Source organism: Variovorax sp. RO1, assembly GCF_002849325.1.
Lineage (GTDB): Bacteria > Pseudomonadota > Gammaproteobacteria > Burkholderiales > Burkholderiaceae_C > Variovorax.
In genome coordinates, this window is record NZ_PKMT01000002.1 from 432,687 (window position 1) to 448,406 (window position 15,720).

A 15,720-nucleotide genomic window follows, 5' to 3' on the forward strand; every position below is an offset into this window, starting at 1 on the left:
GTAAAAAGCCCGGCGGCTCGCAAGAGCGCCGGGCTTTTTCGTGGGCCTGAACGAAGGCCGACAGTTTCTTACCTGCGGCGGCGCGCCGGTGCCGGCTCCGGCGGCACGTAGGTCTGCGACGGAGCGGCACCGCCGTCCACGCCCAAGCGGCCACCGCCGCCGAGGCCCTGCCCGCGCACCGTCTGCGCCTTGTAGTTGCGCAGCGAACGGACCATCTGGTTGAAGGCGTCCATGAAGGCCGCGGCAATCACCTTGCCCTGCGCGGTGTTCGTGTAGCCGCCGAGGCCACCGGCGCCGCTGCGACCGGCCAGGCCACCGAAGGCGCCGAAGTCGGTCTTGGAAGCACTGCCCTCGGCTGCTGCGACCTGCACGCCCGAGCGGTTGTCGATGAGCGTCAGCAGCGCGCTGGCTTCCTTGGTCTGCATGCTGCCGCCGACGGCCGCGATGGCGCGGCCACGGCCACCACCCACGAGGCCGCCGAGCGCGCCGCCGATGCCGCCGGCATCGCTGTTGCTGAACACGATCTCGGGCGACAGGCCGTAGTCGGAGGCCACCATCTGGCCGCGGCCGAAGTTGCTGCCGCCGCGCATCTCGCCCGATTGCTGCAGCGCGCGTTCACGCGTCATCGCGTTCATGCCGGCTGCGCCGCGTTCGACCACGATGAAGCAGTTCGACTGCTGCACCAGCAAACGCAACAGATTTGCAGTAGGCGGCAGGCGGTACTCGCCCGTGAGGATGGTGTACCAGCCGGCGTTGACGTTCTCGACCAGCGACACGGTGCCCAACGGCGATTCGCAGCGCTCGAGCTGGCTGCTCGCGCCCGCCGTGGCACCGCCGGCGGCGCTGCCCGTGGCCGTGGTCTTGGCCGATTGGCTGCCCATCTGCATGTCGGTGGTGGCGCAGCCCGTGAGCAGCAGCGCGCCGACGGCGACCGCGGCGAACGGAAACTTGGTGACGAAGAACGGCATGGAGGGCTCCCTCGGTTCGATGGTGGTGGTCTTGCAAAACTGGAAGAAAAACCGCGATCGAGGATACGCGGAAAGGATTGCAGGAATCAATCAACCAAACGAACGCAGGGGCCCGCGTTCACAACTAGGCCGTTCGGCGGATGCGCTCGATGAGTCCGTTGAGTGCTTCGATGGAGCCGAAGTGGATCGCCAGCTCGCCGCTTTCGCCGCGCTTCGTGCGCTTCTTGATGCGCACCTCGACCTCGGCCGTCAGCAGGTCGGCCAGCTCTTCTTCGACGCGCTGCAGGTCGCGCGATTTCTCGCCGGCATTGCCGCGCCGCGAGGGCGTGAGCGTGAACTCGGCCGCGAGCTTCTTCACCAGCGCCTCGGCTTCGCGCACCGACATCTTCTTGGCGGCGATCTGGTTGGCGGCGGTGATCTGCGTGCCGCGGTCGAGCGACAGCAGCGCGCGCGCGTGGCCCATGTCGATGTCGCCGGCCATCAGCATCAGCTGTGCGGGCTCGGCGAGGTTCAGCAGGCGCAGCAGGTTGCTGGCGGCACTGCGCGAACGGCCGACGGCCTGGGCCGCCATCTCGTGAGTGAGCCCAAACTCTGTGACGAGGCGTTGCAGGCCTTGGGCTTCTTCCAGCGGGTTGAGGTCTTCGCGCTGAATGTTCTCGATGAGCGACATGGCCGCCGCGGCCTCGTTGGGCACGTCGCGCACCAGCACCGGCACGGTGTCCAGGCCCGCGAGCCGGGCGGCACGGAAGCGCCGCTCGCCCGCGATGATTTCGTACTCGGCGTTCTTGGCCGCGGCGGATTCGGCATCGAGCCGGCGCACCAGGATCGGCTGCATGATGCCCTGCACCTTGATGCTCTCGGCCAGCTCGTACAGCGCGCCCTCGTCCATGCGGGTGCGCGGCTGGTAGACGCCGGCGACCATCTGGTCGAGCTTCAGGGTGTTGGGGTTCTGCGGTGCGCCGCCCTCTTCTGCCGAGGTGCCGCCGAGCGGGCCGCCATGGTCGGCGGAGGGTGCGGCCGTCGGGCCGAGCAGCGCTTCGAGGCCGCGGCCCAGGCCCTTGGGTTTCTTGGTCGCCATCAGTGCGTGTCTTTCGAGAGGTCGTTCAGGAGTTGCCGGCCTTCGGGCCAGTCGCCCAGGCCGGATTCGGCGTTCAAGTGGCCGCTCTTGCCGGCATCGACGAAGCGTGCGCCCCAGTCGCTGGCCAGCTGCTTCGAGCGCGAGGCTTCGCAGTACGGGTCGTCGTTGGCGGCGATCAGCACGGCCGGAAACGGCAGCGGCTGGCGCACGATGGGTGCCCAGCCGGGAATCAGTTGGCGCAGGTCGTCGCGCTCCAGGTCGCCGGGCGCCACCAGCAGCGCGCCGCGCACCTTGTGCGTGTTGCGCGAATGGGCGGCCCAAGCGGCGGTGAGGATGCAGCCGAGGCTGTGCGCGGCCAGCACCACCGGGCCCGGCGCGGCCAGCACTTCTTCTTCGAGGCGGATCGACCAGTCGCCGCGCAGCGGGCGCATCCATTCGTGCTGGTCGACGCGGCGGTCGCCGTAGACCGACTCCCAGCGGGTCTGCCAATGGCCGGGGCCGCTGTTCTGCCATCCGGGCAGCAGCAGGATGCGGGGTTCACTCATGACTGGTTGCTACGAACTTGATAGCGCCTGCCGCCGGTTGGGCGAGCATCAGACGGGGTTTGGGTCGGTATCGGCGACGGAAGAAGCAGAAGGCGCAGCGGCCAGCACATCGTCAGGAATCGGCAGGTCGGGCACCACGCGCGGTGCGGGCGTGACCGGCGGTGCGACCGCACCCGAGGCGAAGGCGCTCGCGGGCGGCATCTTGGCGACCAGCTCTTCCGCGAAGGCGATGAAGGCCTGGCTGCCGCGGGCGGACGGATCGAACACCACGCCCGGCAGGCCGTAGCTCGGTGCTTCGGCGAGCCGCACATTGCGCGGGATCACGGTGTCGAACACCTTGTCGCCGAAGTGGGACTTGAGCTGCTCGCTCACCTGCTGCTGCAGCGTGATGCGCGGATCGAACATCACGCGCAGCAGGCCGATGATCTGCAGGTTCTTGTTGAGGTTGGCGTGCACCTGCTTGATGGTGTTGACCAGGTCGGTCAGCCCTTCGAGCGCGAAGTACTCGCACTGCATCGGCACGATCACGCCGTGGGCCGCGCACAGGCCGTTGAGCGTCAGCAGGCTCAGGCTCGGCGGGCAGTCGATCAGCACGAAGTCGTACTCGGCACCGACGGCGGCCAGGGCCGTACGCAGGCGCTTTTCGCGGCGGTCGAGCGCCACCATTTCGACTTCGGCGCCGGCCAGTTCGCGGTTGGCGCCCAGCACGTCGTAGCTGGCTTCGGCCTCGATGAGCTTGTCGGACTTCACCCGCGCCTCGGCCACTGAGGCCGACTCGAGCAGCACGTCGTACACCGTGAGCTCTAGCTGGCGCTTGTCGATGCCCGAGCCCATGGTCGCGTTGCCCTGGGGATCGAGGTCGATCATCAGCACGCGCTGGCCTACTTTGGCCAGGCCGGCGGCGAGATTGACAGTGGTGGTGGTCTTGCCGACGCCGCCCTTCTGGTTGGCGATGCAGAAAATCTTGGCCATGTGTCGTCAGTGCGGGTCGTCGGGGTCGGTCAGCGCGAGATCGCGAGCTTGATGCCGAAGGCGATCAAGAAGGTGCCAGCCAGCTTTTCGAGCGTGGCCGAGATGCGGGGATTGGCGCGGATGCGCTCGGCCAGGAAGTGCGTGAGCAGCGTCGAGGTCAGGCCGTACAGGAAGGTCAGCGCGGCGATGGTCACGGCCATGGCGCCGAAAGTGATGAGGCCCTGGTGCCGCGCCGGATCGACGAACAGCGGGAAGAAGGCCATGTAGAACACGATCGCCTTGGGGTTCAGCAAGGTGATCGTCAGCGCCTGGCGCAGGAAATGGCTCGGGCGGATGTTCAAAATCGGTGCCGCGCCGGGCTTGGCCAGCAGCATCTTGAGGCCGAGCCACGCCAGGTAGGCGGCGCCCAACCACTGCACGGCCTTGAAGGCGGCCGGGTAGGCAGCCAGCACGGCGGACACGCCCGCCACCGCCGCCCACATCAGAACCTGGTCTCCCAGGATCACGCCGAAGGTCGCTGCCAGGCCGCCGCGAATCCCGCCTTTGCTGGTCGAAGTGATCAGCGCCAGATTGCCCGGACCGGGAATCAGAAGGAACAGGACGATGGCGGCGACGAATGCGCCGTAGTCAGCGATGCCGAACATGGGATTTGCCTCGAAAAAGAGAGCCAGGGGGAGGCTTCGAGTCTAAGGCAGGCCGGCGCCGGGAAGATTGCTCCGGCACCGGCTTTTGCCGGCGCCGTCGCATCTTTTACGAAATCAGGCGGCCTCTTTGCGCGCCCAGACGATGCAGCGCTCGGCGTCCAGGCCCGGCACCGTCAATTGTTCCACGTGAAACACTGCGACGCCGGCCGGCAAGGCGGCGAGTTCGTCGGTCGGCATCTTGCCCTTCATGGCCAGCCAGACACCGCCCGGCGCCAGCAGATGCACCGAGCCGTTGAAGAAATCGGGCAGCGAGGCGAAGGCGCGCGAGCTGATCACCTCGTAGCTGCCAGCCAGCGATTCGACCCGTGCGTGCAGGCCGCGCAGGTTCGGCAGCTCCAGTTCGGCCGCCACCTGTTGGACGAAGGCAGCCTTCTTGGCGACCGCGTCGAGGCAGCTGACCTCGATGTCGGGCCGCATGATGGCGATCACCACGCCCGGCAGGCCGCCACCCGAACCCACGTCGAGCAACTTGCCCTTCCCTGCCCATTCGCGCTGCAGCGGTGCGATGGCGGCGAGGCTGTCGAGCAGATGGTGCGTCATGACACCGGCCGGGTCGCGCACGGCCGTCAGGTTGTAGACCTTGTTCCACTTGAGCATCAGCGTGCCGTAGGCCAGCAGCTGTTCGCCCTGCGCGTCGGACAGGGCCACGCCCAGGGCGGCTGCGCCTGCGCGCAGCGTGTCGAGAGGCGTCGCGCTCATGGTGCGGTGTGCGGCTCGGCGGCAGCAGCTTCGGCGGTTGTCGCGGTATCGGCGGCGTCGCGGGCGAATGCCTTGTGCCCGCCCTTGCGCAAGTGAATCATCAGCAGCGAGATCGCGGCGGGCGTGACGCCCGAGATGCGTGACGCCAGCCCCAGCGTTTCAGGCCGGTGCTTGTCCAGCTTCTGGCGCACCTCGAAGCTCAAGGCCTTGACCTGGCCGTAGTCGAAATCGTCCGGTAGCTTCAGGTTCTCGAAGTGGGCGGCGCGCTCCACTTCGTCGTGCTGGCGTTCGATGTAGCCGGAGTACTTGGCCGAGATCTCGATCTGCTCGATCTCCGATTCGCCCAAGGCCGTGCTCGCAGCGTACTTGCCGCCGTCCAGTGACATCAGGGTTGCGTAGTTCACATCAGGCCGGCGCAGCAGGTCGGCCAGGTTGTATTCGTGCTCGATGGCTTTGCCCAGCACCCGCGCCGACTCGGCCGCCGGCAGGTTGCGCGGGTTCACCCAGATCGACTTGAGCCGCTCTGTTTCACGTGAAACAACGTCGCGCTTTCGGCTGAAAGCGTCCCAACGCGCGTCGTCCACAAGACCCAACTTGCGCCCTGCTTCGGTCAGGCGCATGTCGGCGTTGTCCTCGCGCAGCTGCAGCCGGAACTCGGCGCGGCTGGTGAACATGCGGTACGGCTCGGTCACGCCCTTGGTGATCAGGTCGTCGACCAGCACACCCAGATAGGCCTCGTCGCGGCGCGGCAGCCAAGCGTCTTCGCCCCGGCACTGCAGCGCGGCATTGATGCCGGCGAACAAGCCTTGGGCCGCCGCTTCTTCGTAGCCGGTGGTGCCGTTGATCTGTCCGGCAAAGAACAGGCCGCGGATCGCACGGGTCTCGAAGCTGCTCTTGAGCTCGCGCGGATCGAAGTAGTCGTACTCGATGGCATAGCCCGGTCGCAGGATGTGGGCGTTTTCCAGGCCCGCCATCGAGCGCACCAGCTGGTACTGGATGTCGAACGGCAGGCTGGTCGAAATGCCGTTCGGGTAGTACTCGTTGGTCGTCAGGCCTTCGGGCTCGAGAAAGATCTGGTGGCTGTCCTTGTCGGCGAAGCGGTTGATCTTGTCTTCGACGCTCGGGCAGTAGCGCGGACCGACGCCGTCGATCTTGCCGGTGAACATCGGGCTGCGGTCGAAGCCCGAGCGGATGATGTCGTGCGTTCGCTGGTTGGTGTGGGTCACCCAGCACGGCATCTGCCGTGGGTGCATCTCGGCCTTGCCCATGAAGCTGAACACAGGCATCGGCCCTGCCCCACCGGGCATGCCGTCGCCGGGTTGTTCGGTGCACTTCGAGAAGTCGATGCTGCGGCCATCCAGGCGCGGCGGTGTGCCGGTCTTGAGGCGGCCCTGCGGCAGCTTCAGTTCCTTGAGGCGCGCCGACAGGCTGATCGCCGGCGGGTCGCCCGCGCGGCCGGCCTGGTAGTTGTCGAGGCCGACGTGAATGCGGCCGTCGAGGAACGTGCCCGCGGTCAGCACCACGGTGCGTGCGCGAAAAGAAATGCCCACTTGCGTGACGGCGCCCACCACACGGTCGCCTTCGATCATCAGGTCGTCGACCGCCTGCTGGAACAGGCTCAGGTTCGGCTGGTTTTCCAGGCGGTGGCGGATCGCGGCCTTGTACAGCACGCGGTCGGCCTGCGCACGCGTGGCGCGCACGGCCGGGCCCTTGCTTGAATTGAGGATGCGGAACTGGATGCCCGCCTCGTCGGTGGCAATGGCCATCGCGCCGCCGAGCGCGTCGACCTCTTTCACGAGGTGGCCCTTGCCGATGCCGCCGATCGATGGGTTGCAGCTCATCTGCCCCAGCGTCTCGATGTTGTGGGAGAGCAGCAGCGTCTTGGCGCCCATGCGTGCGGAAGCGAGCGCGGCTTCGGTGCCGGCATGGCCACCGCCGACGACGATCACATCGAATTCTTCGGGGTACAGCATTGGAAAAAGGAGCGCACCACAGGACGCGTGCGCGGCGCAAAAAAGGGCACTAATTTTAAGCGGCGATGCCCTGTCATGCCCTCGGTGTGGACAAGCTAGGGGGCCATGCCAAAAATGGCCAGAACCCGCGTCGGGATTACGTGAGTTGCTATATATTTAATAGCAAACAACCCACGTCAAGCGGGCACTTGCGTGGGCTTGGGCACCGGATCGGGCTTCTCGATGCCTCGCAGTTCGCCGCTGGGGGCCGGCGTGCGCGGCGGCACCGCCCGTTCGTCCTGCAGTTCCTGCACCGTGAGCTTCTTGTCGGTCATGCGCACGGCGCCGAAGATCGTGGAGAAGGCCACGTCCTTCGCGTCGCGCCCCGTGCCCACGCGCACCAGCCGGTCGACGGGCGCCATGCGGGTCGGATCGAACAGCACCCACTGCCCGCCGAGCCAGGCTTCGAACACGGCGTGGAAATCCTGCGGCGGCTCGTCGAACCACACATAGCCCACCACCAGCCGCGCCGGGATGTTGAGCGCGCGGCAGAAGGTGATGCCCAGGTGCGCGAAGTCGCGGCACACGCCGGCGCGCTGCACGAACACCTCGCGCGCCGTGGTGGTCGAGTCGCTGCTGCCTGGCACGTAGACGATGCTGTCGTGGATCCAGTCGGCAATCGCCTGCACCCGGCCGATGCCCGGCGGCAGGTCGCCGAAGAGCTGCTGCGCGCAGCGTGCCAGCAGGTCCGACTCGCAATAGCGCGTGGGCAGCAGGTCGCCCAGCACGGCGTCGGGCAGCTGGCTCACCGGCACCTCGGGCAAGGTCGCCGGCACATGCACCACCGGGCGCCGCACCGTCGCGCGGTAGGCGATGGTCAGCGGGCCGGGTTGGGCGTCGAAGCGCACGAAGCGATTGCCGCTGTCGGCCTCGCAGCCCACCCGCAGCCGCGCGGGCGGCTCGATGGTCAGCGTCTCGGCCAGCACCGCCTGCGCGCCCGTGCGCGCGGCCTCGATGTTCAGTCGCAGGTGCGCCGGCGCGTCGACCTCGTACGCCAGGCGCAGGCCGATGTGCGACAGGTGCATGGCATGGGGCAAGGCGGTCAATCGATCACTTTCTTCACCGCGCCCACGCCGAGTGCTGCGAGCACCACGAACAGCACCGCCAGCACGAGGAACAGGCCGAACAGCAGCTTGGCAATGCCCGCCGCACCGGCCGCCACGCCGCCGAAGCCCAGCAGACCCGCCACGAGCGAGATGACCGCAAAAATGATCGCGTACTTGAGCATGGTGAACCACTCCTTTGCTTCGTTGCGACGGGCGTGCGCCGCCGTGTCCGGACTGTAGGAAGGCCCTGCCCCACGCCCGATAGTCGGCGCGCGCAAGCCGCCGTAGGACAAAAACGCGACGCAGCCAAACCCGCTAGCATCCCCTGCGGTCACACAGATCTTTTCCTTCTATCCATTGGAGTTTTTTCGAATGAAGCTGTACTACTCGCCCGGCGCCTGCTCGCTCTCCCCGCACATCGCGCTGCACGAAGCCGGCATCGCCTTCGAGCCCGTGCTGGCCAGCACCAAGAGCCACAAGCTGCAGGACGGCACCGACTACTACGGCATCAACCCGCTGGGCTACGTGCCGATGCTCGAGCTCGACGACGGCACCCGCCTGCGCGAAGGCCCGGCCATCGTGCAATACATTGCCGACCTCGCCCCCACCAAGAACCTCGCGCCCGCCAACGGCACGATGCCGCGCTACCGCCTGCAGGAGTGGCTGACCTTCATCGGCACCGAGATGCACAAGGGCTTCAGCCCGCTGTTCAACCCGGCCATGCCCGAAGAAGCCAAGACCATCTCCAAGGACAAGCTCAAGGCCCGCTTCGAATGGCTCGACAGCGAACTCGCCGCCAAGCAGTACCTGATGGGCGAGCATTTCAGCGTGGCCGACGGCTACCTGTTCACCGTGACCAACTGGACCAAGCCCACCGGCGTGGACATTTCGGCCTTCCCCAACGTGCTGGCTTGGCACGCCCGCGTGGCCGCCCGACCCGCCGTTCAGGAAGCAATGAAGGCCGAAGGCCTGCTGAAGTAAGCCGAAGCCCACCGATCCGGGGGAAAACCCGGATCGATTCAGCCAGAAGCCGCCTTGCGCGGCTTTTCTTTCGCCTCATAAACTCTATAAATAGAACTTTAGAGATTGGGGCCGATGTCTTCTTCTTCGCCTTCTTCCAGCCCGGACGAACCCGGCGCACCCGGTGCACGTGGCCCGCTCACCGGCGTGCGCGTCGTCGACATCACCACCATCTTCATGGGCCCTTCGGCCACGCAGATGCTCGGCGACCTCGGCGCCGACGTGATCAAGGTCGAAGCGCCCGAGGGCGACGTGGTGCGCGGCATCGGCGCCCAGGGCCAGCAGAAGATGGGCCCGCTGTTCCTGGGCATGAACCGCAACAAGCGCAGCATCGCGCTCGACCTGAAGTCGCCCGAGGGCCGCGCCGCGCTGCTCGACCTCGTGCGCGACGCCGACGTGCTCACCTACAACGTGCGCCCGCAGGCCATGGAGCGCCTGGGCCTGGGCTACGACGCGCTCGCCGCCCTCAACCCGCGCCTGCTCTACGTCGGCATGTTCGGCTTCTCGCAGCGCGGGCGCCATGCCGCAAGCGCCGCCTTCGACGACCTCATCCAGGCCGCCTGCGCCCTGCCCCAGGCCATGGCCATGGGCAACCCCGACGGCACGCCGCGCTACCTGCCCATCACCATCGCCGACCGCTCCGTCGGCCTGTATGCCTTCGGCGTGATCAGCGCCGCGCTCTACGGCCGCGAGCGCACCGGCCGCGGCCAGCGCATCGACGTGCCGATGTTCGAGACCATGGTGCCGCAGGTGCTCGGCGACCACCTCTACAACCAGACCTTCGTGCCGCCGCAGGGCGACTTCGGCTACCCGCGCCTGCTCTCGCCCGAACGCCGGCCCTACCCGACGCGCGACGGCCATGTCTGCTGCCTGATCTACACCGACCCGCAGTGGCGCGCCTTCCTCGCGGCCATCGGCCAGCCCGCGCTGTTCGACAGCGACCCGCGCTTTGCCGACATCCGCGCGCGCACGCGGCACATCGACGCGCTCTACGCGATGGTCGGCGAGGCGCTGGCCACGCGCACCACCGCCGAGTGCCAGGCCCTGCTCACGGGCACCGACATCCCGGTGTTCCCGATGCACACCTTCGACACGCTGCTCACCGACGCGCACCTGCAGGACATCGGCTTCTTCAGCGAGATGGACCACCCCGACGTCGGCCGCATCCGCCAGATGGCCGTCCCCAGCGAATGGTCCGGCACGCCGCCCGGCCCCGCCACGCCGCCGCCGCGCCTGGGCCAGCACAGCCGCGAGGTGCTGCGCGAAGCGGGCTACGACGACGCGCGCATCGACGCCCTCATCCACAACGGCGCCGTGCGCGCATCCTGATGACCACCACCGCTTCTTCTTTCATCGCCTGCGACATCGACGGCCACGTCGCCACCCTCGCGCTCGACCGGCCCGAACGCCGCAACGCCTTCGACCTCGAGATGCGCGCGCAGATGTTCGATGCGATCCGCAATGCCGTCGAAAACCCACAGGTTCGTGCAATCGTCCTCACCGGACGCGGCGGCCACTTCTGCGCAGGCGGCGACGTCAAGGGCATGCGCGAGATCGAGCGCCTCGAAGCGGCTGCCGGCCGCCTTCGCATGAAGGACGCACAAGCCGGCATGCGCCTGCTGATGCAGAGCGACAAGCCCGTCATTGCGGCGGTCGAGGGCTGCGCCTACGGCGGCGGCTTCGGCCTGGCGCTGACGGCCGACATCGTGCTCGCCGCGCCCAGCGCGCGCTTCTGCATGTCGTTCATGAAGGTCGGCCTCGTGCCCGACTGCGGCGCGCTCTTCACGCTCGCGCGCAGCGTGGGCCTGAACCGCGCCAAGGTGCTGATGCTGTCTGCGCGCGAGCTCGACGCACAGACCGCGATGGACTGGGGCATCGTCCATGAAGTGGTCGCCGCCGATGCGCTGCTGCCGCATGCACAGGCCATCGCCGCCGCGTTGGCCCACGGCCCCGCCACCGCCATCGCGCTCACCAAGCAAGGACTGCAGCGCACCTTCGACAGCGACATGGACGCGATGTTCGAGTTCGAAGCCATGGCGCAAGGCCTCGCCTTCGCGACCGACGACCACCGCCAGGCCATCGACGATTTCACGCAGCGCCGGCCGGCACGCTTCCAGTGGCCCGCCTCGCCTTCCTCTTCCTCCTCTTCCTCTTGAACCAAGGACCCACCGCATGACCGACCACGCCCCGCCCCCCACCGAACTGCGCGAGGAAATGCGCGGCGCCGTGATGTGGCTCACCATCGACCGCGAAGCACGCCGCAACGCCATCAGCGCGGACGTGCTCGCGGGCCTGTCCGACGCGCTGGCGCGTGCCAACCGCAACACCGACGTGCGCGCCGTCGTCATCACCGGCGCGGGCACGCGCGCCTTCTGCGCGGGCGCCGACCTGCAAAGCGGCAGCGCCTTCAAGTTCGACTACTCGCAGCCCTACCAGGGCTTCGCCAACCTGTTCCGCCAGGCGAAGCAATCGACCGTGCCGCTCATCGCGCGCGTTAACGGTGCGTGCATGGCCGGCGGCATGGGGCTCATGGGCATGTGCGACATGGCCGTGGCCAGCAGCCAGGCTGTGTTCGGCCTGCCCGAGGTGAAGGTCGGCCTCTTTCCCGCGCAGGTGCTCAGCGTGCTCGGCGACCTGCTGCCGCGCCGCGTGCTGTCCGAGATGTGCATCACCGGCGAGCCGATCACCGCCGCGCAGGCGCTCGAACACGGTCTCGTCAACCGCGTGAGCGACGACGTCGACGAGAGCGTCGACTGGCTGCTCGGCCGCATGCTCGACAAGTCGCCCGCCGCCATTCGCCGCGGCCTGTACACGATGAAGAAGATCGAGGCCATGGCGTTCGAAGAATCGATGGCCTTCACCGAAAGCCAGATCGCCCTCTTCGCCCTCACCGAAGACGCCGCGGAAGGCCAACTCGCCTTCCGCGAAAAACGCAAACCGCAATGGAGTGGCCGATGAACAGCAGCACAAAAAACAGCAAAGACCGCGTCGTCCGCATCGGCGGCGCCTCCGGCTTCTGGGGCGACAGCAGCGTGGGCGCACCGCAGCTCGTGGCCAGCGGGCAGATCGACTACCTGGTGTTCGACTACCTGGCCGAACTCACCATGTCGATCCTTGCGGGCGCACGGCTCAAGAAGCCCGAGCTGGGCTACGCCACCGACTTCGTCTCGGTCGCCATGAAGGCCGTGCTCAAGGACGTGGTAGCGCAAGGCATCCGTGTCGTGAGCAATGCCGGCGGCGTCAACCCGCAAGGCTGCGCCGACGCACTGGCCGCGCTCGCGGCCGAGCAAGGCATCGCGCTGAAGATTGCCGTGGTGAGCGGCGACGATGTGTCGCCGCTGCTGCCCGAGCTGCGTGCATCGCAACCGCCCGTGCGCGAACTGCAGAGCGGCGCGGCCCTGCCCGAGCGCGTGCTCACCGCCAACGCGTACCTCGGTGCGCGGCCCGTGCAGGCGGCGCTCGATGCGGGCGCGCAGGTGGTCATCACCGGCCGCTGTGTCGACTCGGCCGTCACGCTCGGCGTGCTGATGCACGAATTCAAATGGCAGCCCGGTGACCACGACCTGCTGGCGGCCGGCAGCCTCGCGGGCCACATCATCGAATGCGGCTGCCAAGCCACGGGCGGCCTGCACACCGACTGGGACACCGTGCCCGACTGGCCGCACATCGGCTACCCCATCGTCGAGTGCAGCGCCGACGGCGGCTTCGTCGTCACCAAGCCCGTGGGCACCGGCGGCAAGCTCACGCCCGCGGTGGTCGGCGAGCAGATGCTCTACGAGATCGGCGACCCCGCCACCTACCTGCTGCCCGATGTGGTGGCCGACTTCACGCAGGTGCGCATCGAACAGGCCGGCGAACACCGCGTGGCCGTGCGCGGCGCGCGCGGGCGCGCACCGACCGCGACCTACAAGGTCTGCGCCACCTACGTCGAAGGCTTCAAGACGGCAGCGCAGCTCACCATCGTGGGCTTCGATGCGGTGGCCAAGGCGCGGCGCACCGGCGAGGCGATCCTCACGCGCACCAGCGAGCTGATCGCGGCCGCCGGCCTCGGGCCCTACAGCGGCACGCAGCTCGAAGTGCTGGGTGCCGAGTCCTGCTACGGACCGCACGCCCAGGCCACGCCAACGCGCGAAGCCATCCTGCGGCTCGCGGTGACGCACCCGCGCAAGGAGGCCCTGGAACTGTTCGCACGCGAGATCGCGCCGGCCGGCACCTCGTGGGCGCCGGGCACCACGGGCGCGGGCGGCGGGCGCGCGTCGGTCTCGCCGTCGATCCGGCAGTACGCGTTCCTGCTCGACAAGGCGCGCGTGCAGCCGCGCGTCACGGTCGATGGTACGCCGGTCGAGGTGCCGCCGACGCAGGCGGGTCCGGGAGACGGCGCACCCCGTGCGGCAGTCGCTTCCGCGGACACAGTGGCCGACATCGGCACCACCGACAGCATCGAGGTGCCGCTGATCCGCCTGGCCTGGGCCCGCAGCGGCGACAAGGGCGACACCTCCAACATCGGCATCATTGCGCGCCACCCCGCGCTGCTGCCGCTGCTGCGCGCGCAGCTCACCGAGGCCCGCGTGGCCGCATGGCTCGCGCACCTGGTGAAGGGTCGCGTCACGCGCTACGACGTGCCCGGCATCGACGCCTTCAACTTCGTCTGCGAACAAGCGCTCGGCGGCGGCGGCATGGCCTCGCTGCGCAACGACCCGCTCGGCAAGGGCATGGGACAGATCCTGCTCGCGATGCCGGTGCGCGCAAGCACCGCCCTGCTGGCGCTGCTGCCATGAACGCCGCGCGCATCCAGCGGCGCAGGCTGGTGCTGGGCAGCTGCGGCGCCGCAGTGCTCGGCGCGCCGCTGCATGCGCTGGCGCAGCCGGCCTGGCCGTCGCGGCCGATCCGCCTCATCGTCTCCTTCAGCACCGGCAGCGGCAACGACACCATCGCGCGCGAGCTCGCGGTGGCGATGACCCAAAGCCTCGGCCAGAGCGTGGTGGTGGAAAACCGCGGCGGCGGCGGTGGCGTGATCGGCACCGAGGCCGTCGCCAAGGCCCCGCCCGACGGCTACACCATCGGCCTGGGCACCAGCTCGCAGCTGGTGATGAACGTGGGCCTGTACCGCTCGCTGCCCTTCGACGTAGAGAAAGACCTGCACGCCATCGGCCTGGTCTCTCGCACGCCACTCGTGCTGGTGGCCAGCGCCGACATGCCGGGCACGCTGAAGGAACTCATCGCGCTCGCGAAAGCCAAGCCCGGCGTGGTCAGCTACGGCTCCGGCGGCCCGGGCTCCATCAGCCATGTCGTCGGTGAAGCCTTCGCCAAGGCCGCCGGCGTGCAGCTGCTGCACGTGCCCTACAAGGGCAACGGCGCTGCGCTGGTCGACCTCTCGGGCGGCCATGTGAAGCTGCTGTTCGACGGGCTGATCTCGACCGCACCACTGGCGAAGCAGGGCAAGCTGAAGATGCTCGCGATCTCGGGCGACAGGCGCAGCCCGATGGCACCGGCGCTGCCGACCTTCGCCGAGCAGGGCCTGCGCGACTACGAGGCCTACACGTGGAACGAGCTGATGGCGCCCGCCGGCACGCCGCCCGAGGTGCTCGCCAGGCTCAATGCCGCACTCAACCAGGCGCTGGCGTTGCCGGCCGTGCAGGCGCGGCTCGCGCAGGGCGCATCTGATCCGCTGGGGCCGACCACGCCCGCGCAGGCCGAGGCCTATGGACGGGCCGAGCGCGCGCGATGGGTACCATTCATCCGCTCGCTGCGCATCGACAATCCCTGAGGCGCAGTCCCGCCACGCCGTACAGCACCGCGCACCGCCCCCGACATGAACCTCCCCGCCGCGTCCCCTCTTCCTTCGCCCCTGGGGGGCGACCATGGCGCGGGCGTCACGCAGTACCTGCAGTTGGCCAGCGTGCTGCGCCACCGCATCGCCCATGGCGAACTGCAACCCGGCCAGCAGTTGCCCACCGTGGCGCAGCTCGCGGCCGACTACAAGCTCGCGCGCGTCACCGTGCGGCAGGCCTACGGCGTCCTCGCGCGCGAAGGCCTGCTCACCAGCCAGCGCGGCCGCGGCACCTTCGTCGCGGCGCGGCCCGCTGCGTGCGCGGACCCGCTGCTGCGCAACGCCATCAACGATCCGCGGGCGCGCAACATCCGCTTCGACATCCTCGAGCAGCGTCGCCAGCAGCCGCTGCCCGAAGGGCTGGCACGCGGCAGCGCCACCTTCCCGGACTACGCCTTCATCCGCAAGATCCACGTGCACGACGACGAGCCCTTCTGCCTCGTCGAGATCCATGTGGCGTCGGAGATCCACGCGCTCTTTCCGCCCGACAGCGAACAGCACCACAAGATCGCCCACCTGCTCGAACAGCACGCCGCCGAGCGCATGCACAAGGTGCAGCAGACGCTCACCGTGGCGCCGGCCGACCTGCTGCTCGCGCAATACCTGCACTGCTCCTTTGCCACCCCCATCGCGCACATGGAGCGGCGCGTGTTCGACACCCAGGGCCGCATCGCGCTCGCGGGACGCTTCTGGTACCGGGGCGACCGCTTCGTGTCCGACATCGAGATGCCCTTCGCCACCTGGGCCAACGCCGGGGCGTCGCTGATCCCCGAGGCCCTGGCGCTGCCCTGAGCTGACTTGCCGTCCCTAGCACCAATCGGGACAACCGTGCGACAGCAGGGTTGA

Annotated in this window: 16 protein-coding genes; 7 read left to right on the forward strand and 9 right to left on the reverse strand. The window is 68.5% G+C overall.

The features are described from left to right. Positions 1–68: 68 nt before the first annotated feature. The 9 genes from CY658_RS13220 to CY658_RS13260 all read right to left on the reverse strand — a co-directional run bounded on the left by CY658_RS13220 (position 69) and on the right by CY658_RS13260 (position 8,206). Complete coding sequence (locus CY658_RS13220) at positions 69–968, reverse strand: CsgG/HfaB family protein (RefSeq protein ID WP_101490651.1); 900 nt, start codon at positions 966–968, stop codon at positions 69–71. 124 nt (positions 969–1,092) lie between these two features. Then, the gene (locus tag CY658_RS13225) at positions 1,093–2,046 is read right to left on the reverse strand and encodes a ParB/RepB/Spo0J family partition protein (protein WP_101490652.1); all 954 of its coding nucleotides are present in this window, start codon (positions 2,044–2,046) and stop codon (positions 1,093–1,095) included. Beyond that, on the reverse strand, positions 2,046–2,591 hold the full coding sequence (locus CY658_RS13230) for an RBBP9/YdeN family alpha/beta hydrolase (RefSeq protein WP_101490653.1): 546 nt from the start codon (positions 2,589–2,591) through the stop codon (positions 2,046–2,048). Before CY658_RS13230 ends, CY658_RS13225 begins: the two co-directional genes overlap by 1 nt. A gap of 48 nt (positions 2,592–2,639) precedes the next feature. Next, complete coding sequence (locus tag CY658_RS13235; protein ID WP_101490654.1) at positions 2,640–3,563, reverse strand: ParA family protein; 924 nt, start codon at positions 3,561–3,563, stop codon at positions 2,640–2,642. Positions 3,564–3,592: 29 nt separating this feature from the next. Further along, complete coding sequence (locus CY658_RS13240) at positions 3,593–4,207, reverse strand: LysE family transporter (RefSeq protein ID WP_099794289.1); 615 nt, start codon at positions 4,205–4,207, stop codon at positions 3,593–3,595. A 114-nt stretch (positions 4,208–4,321) separates the two neighbouring features. Continuing rightward, a complete protein-coding gene (gene rsmG / locus CY658_RS13245) occupies positions 4,322–4,966 on the reverse strand; it encodes a 16S rRNA (guanine(527)-N(7))-methyltransferase RsmG (protein ID WP_101490655.1) in 645 nt (214 codons plus the stop codon). Then, entirely contained in the window at positions 4,963–6,939 is a 1,977-nt protein-coding gene (mnmG, locus tag CY658_RS13250) for a tRNA uridine-5-carboxymethylaminomethyl(34) synthesis enzyme MnmG (RefSeq protein ID WP_101490656.1), read from the reverse strand. Before mnmG ends, rsmG begins: the two co-directional genes overlap by 4 nt. Positions 6,940–7,115: 176 nt before the next feature. Next, positions 7,116–8,024, reverse strand: a complete 909-nt coding sequence (locus tag CY658_RS13255; protein ID WP_374221107.1) for a transglutaminase-like domain-containing protein — start codon at positions 8,022–8,024, stop codon at positions 7,116–7,118. Beyond that, positions 8,021–8,206 carry a DUF1328 family protein gene (locus tag CY658_RS13260; protein WP_101490658.1) on the reverse strand — a complete coding sequence of 62 codons (186 nt, stop codon included), beginning with the start codon at positions 8,204–8,206 and terminating at the stop codon, positions 8,021–8,023. Before CY658_RS13260 ends, CY658_RS13255 begins: the two co-directional genes overlap by 4 nt. A 190-nt stretch (positions 8,207–8,396) precedes the next feature. On the opposite strand from CY658_RS13260, the gene gstA reads away from it, so the two are divergent. From gstA to CY658_RS13295, 7 genes are all read left to right on the forward strand, one after another. Further along, on the forward strand, positions 8,397–9,005 hold the full coding sequence (gene gstA, locus CY658_RS13265; RefSeq protein WP_101490659.1) for a glutathione transferase GstA: 609 nt from the start codon (positions 8,397–8,399) through the stop codon (positions 9,003–9,005). Between the two features lie 114 nt (positions 9,006–9,119). Continuing rightward, on the forward strand, positions 9,120–10,373 hold the full coding sequence (locus CY658_RS13270; protein WP_101490660.1) for a CaiB/BaiF CoA transferase family protein: 1,254 nt from the start codon (positions 9,120–9,122) through the stop codon (positions 10,371–10,373). Then, positions 10,373–11,200 (forward strand): enoyl-CoA hydratase/isomerase family protein, encoded by an 828-nt coding sequence (locus CY658_RS13275; RefSeq protein WP_101490661.1) that lies wholly within the window; start codon positions 10,373–10,375, stop codon positions 11,198–11,200. The genes CY658_RS13270 and CY658_RS13275 overlap by 1 nt, the downstream gene beginning before the upstream one ends. 16 nt (positions 11,201–11,216) lie before the next feature. After that, on the forward strand, positions 11,217–12,002 hold the full coding sequence (locus tag CY658_RS13280; protein ID WP_101490662.1) for an enoyl-CoA hydratase/isomerase family protein: 786 nt from the start codon (positions 11,217–11,219) through the stop codon (positions 12,000–12,002). Next, on the forward strand, positions 11,999–13,822 hold the full coding sequence (locus CY658_RS13285) for an acyclic terpene utilization AtuA family protein (RefSeq protein WP_101490663.1): 1,824 nt from the start codon (positions 11,999–12,001) through the stop codon (positions 13,820–13,822). Before CY658_RS13280 ends, CY658_RS13285 begins: the two co-directional genes overlap by 4 nt. After that, complete coding sequence (locus CY658_RS13290) at positions 13,819–14,811, forward strand: Bug family tripartite tricarboxylate transporter substrate binding protein (protein ID WP_101490664.1); 993 nt, start codon at positions 13,819–13,821, stop codon at positions 14,809–14,811. The genes CY658_RS13285 and CY658_RS13290 overlap by 4 nt, the downstream gene beginning before the upstream one ends. A 45-nt stretch (positions 14,812–14,856) precedes the next feature. Then, entirely contained in the window at positions 14,857–15,666 is an 810-nt protein-coding gene (locus CY658_RS13295; RefSeq protein ID WP_101490665.1) for a GntR family transcriptional regulator, read from the forward strand. The last annotated feature ends 54 nt before the right edge of the window (positions 15,667–15,720 follow it).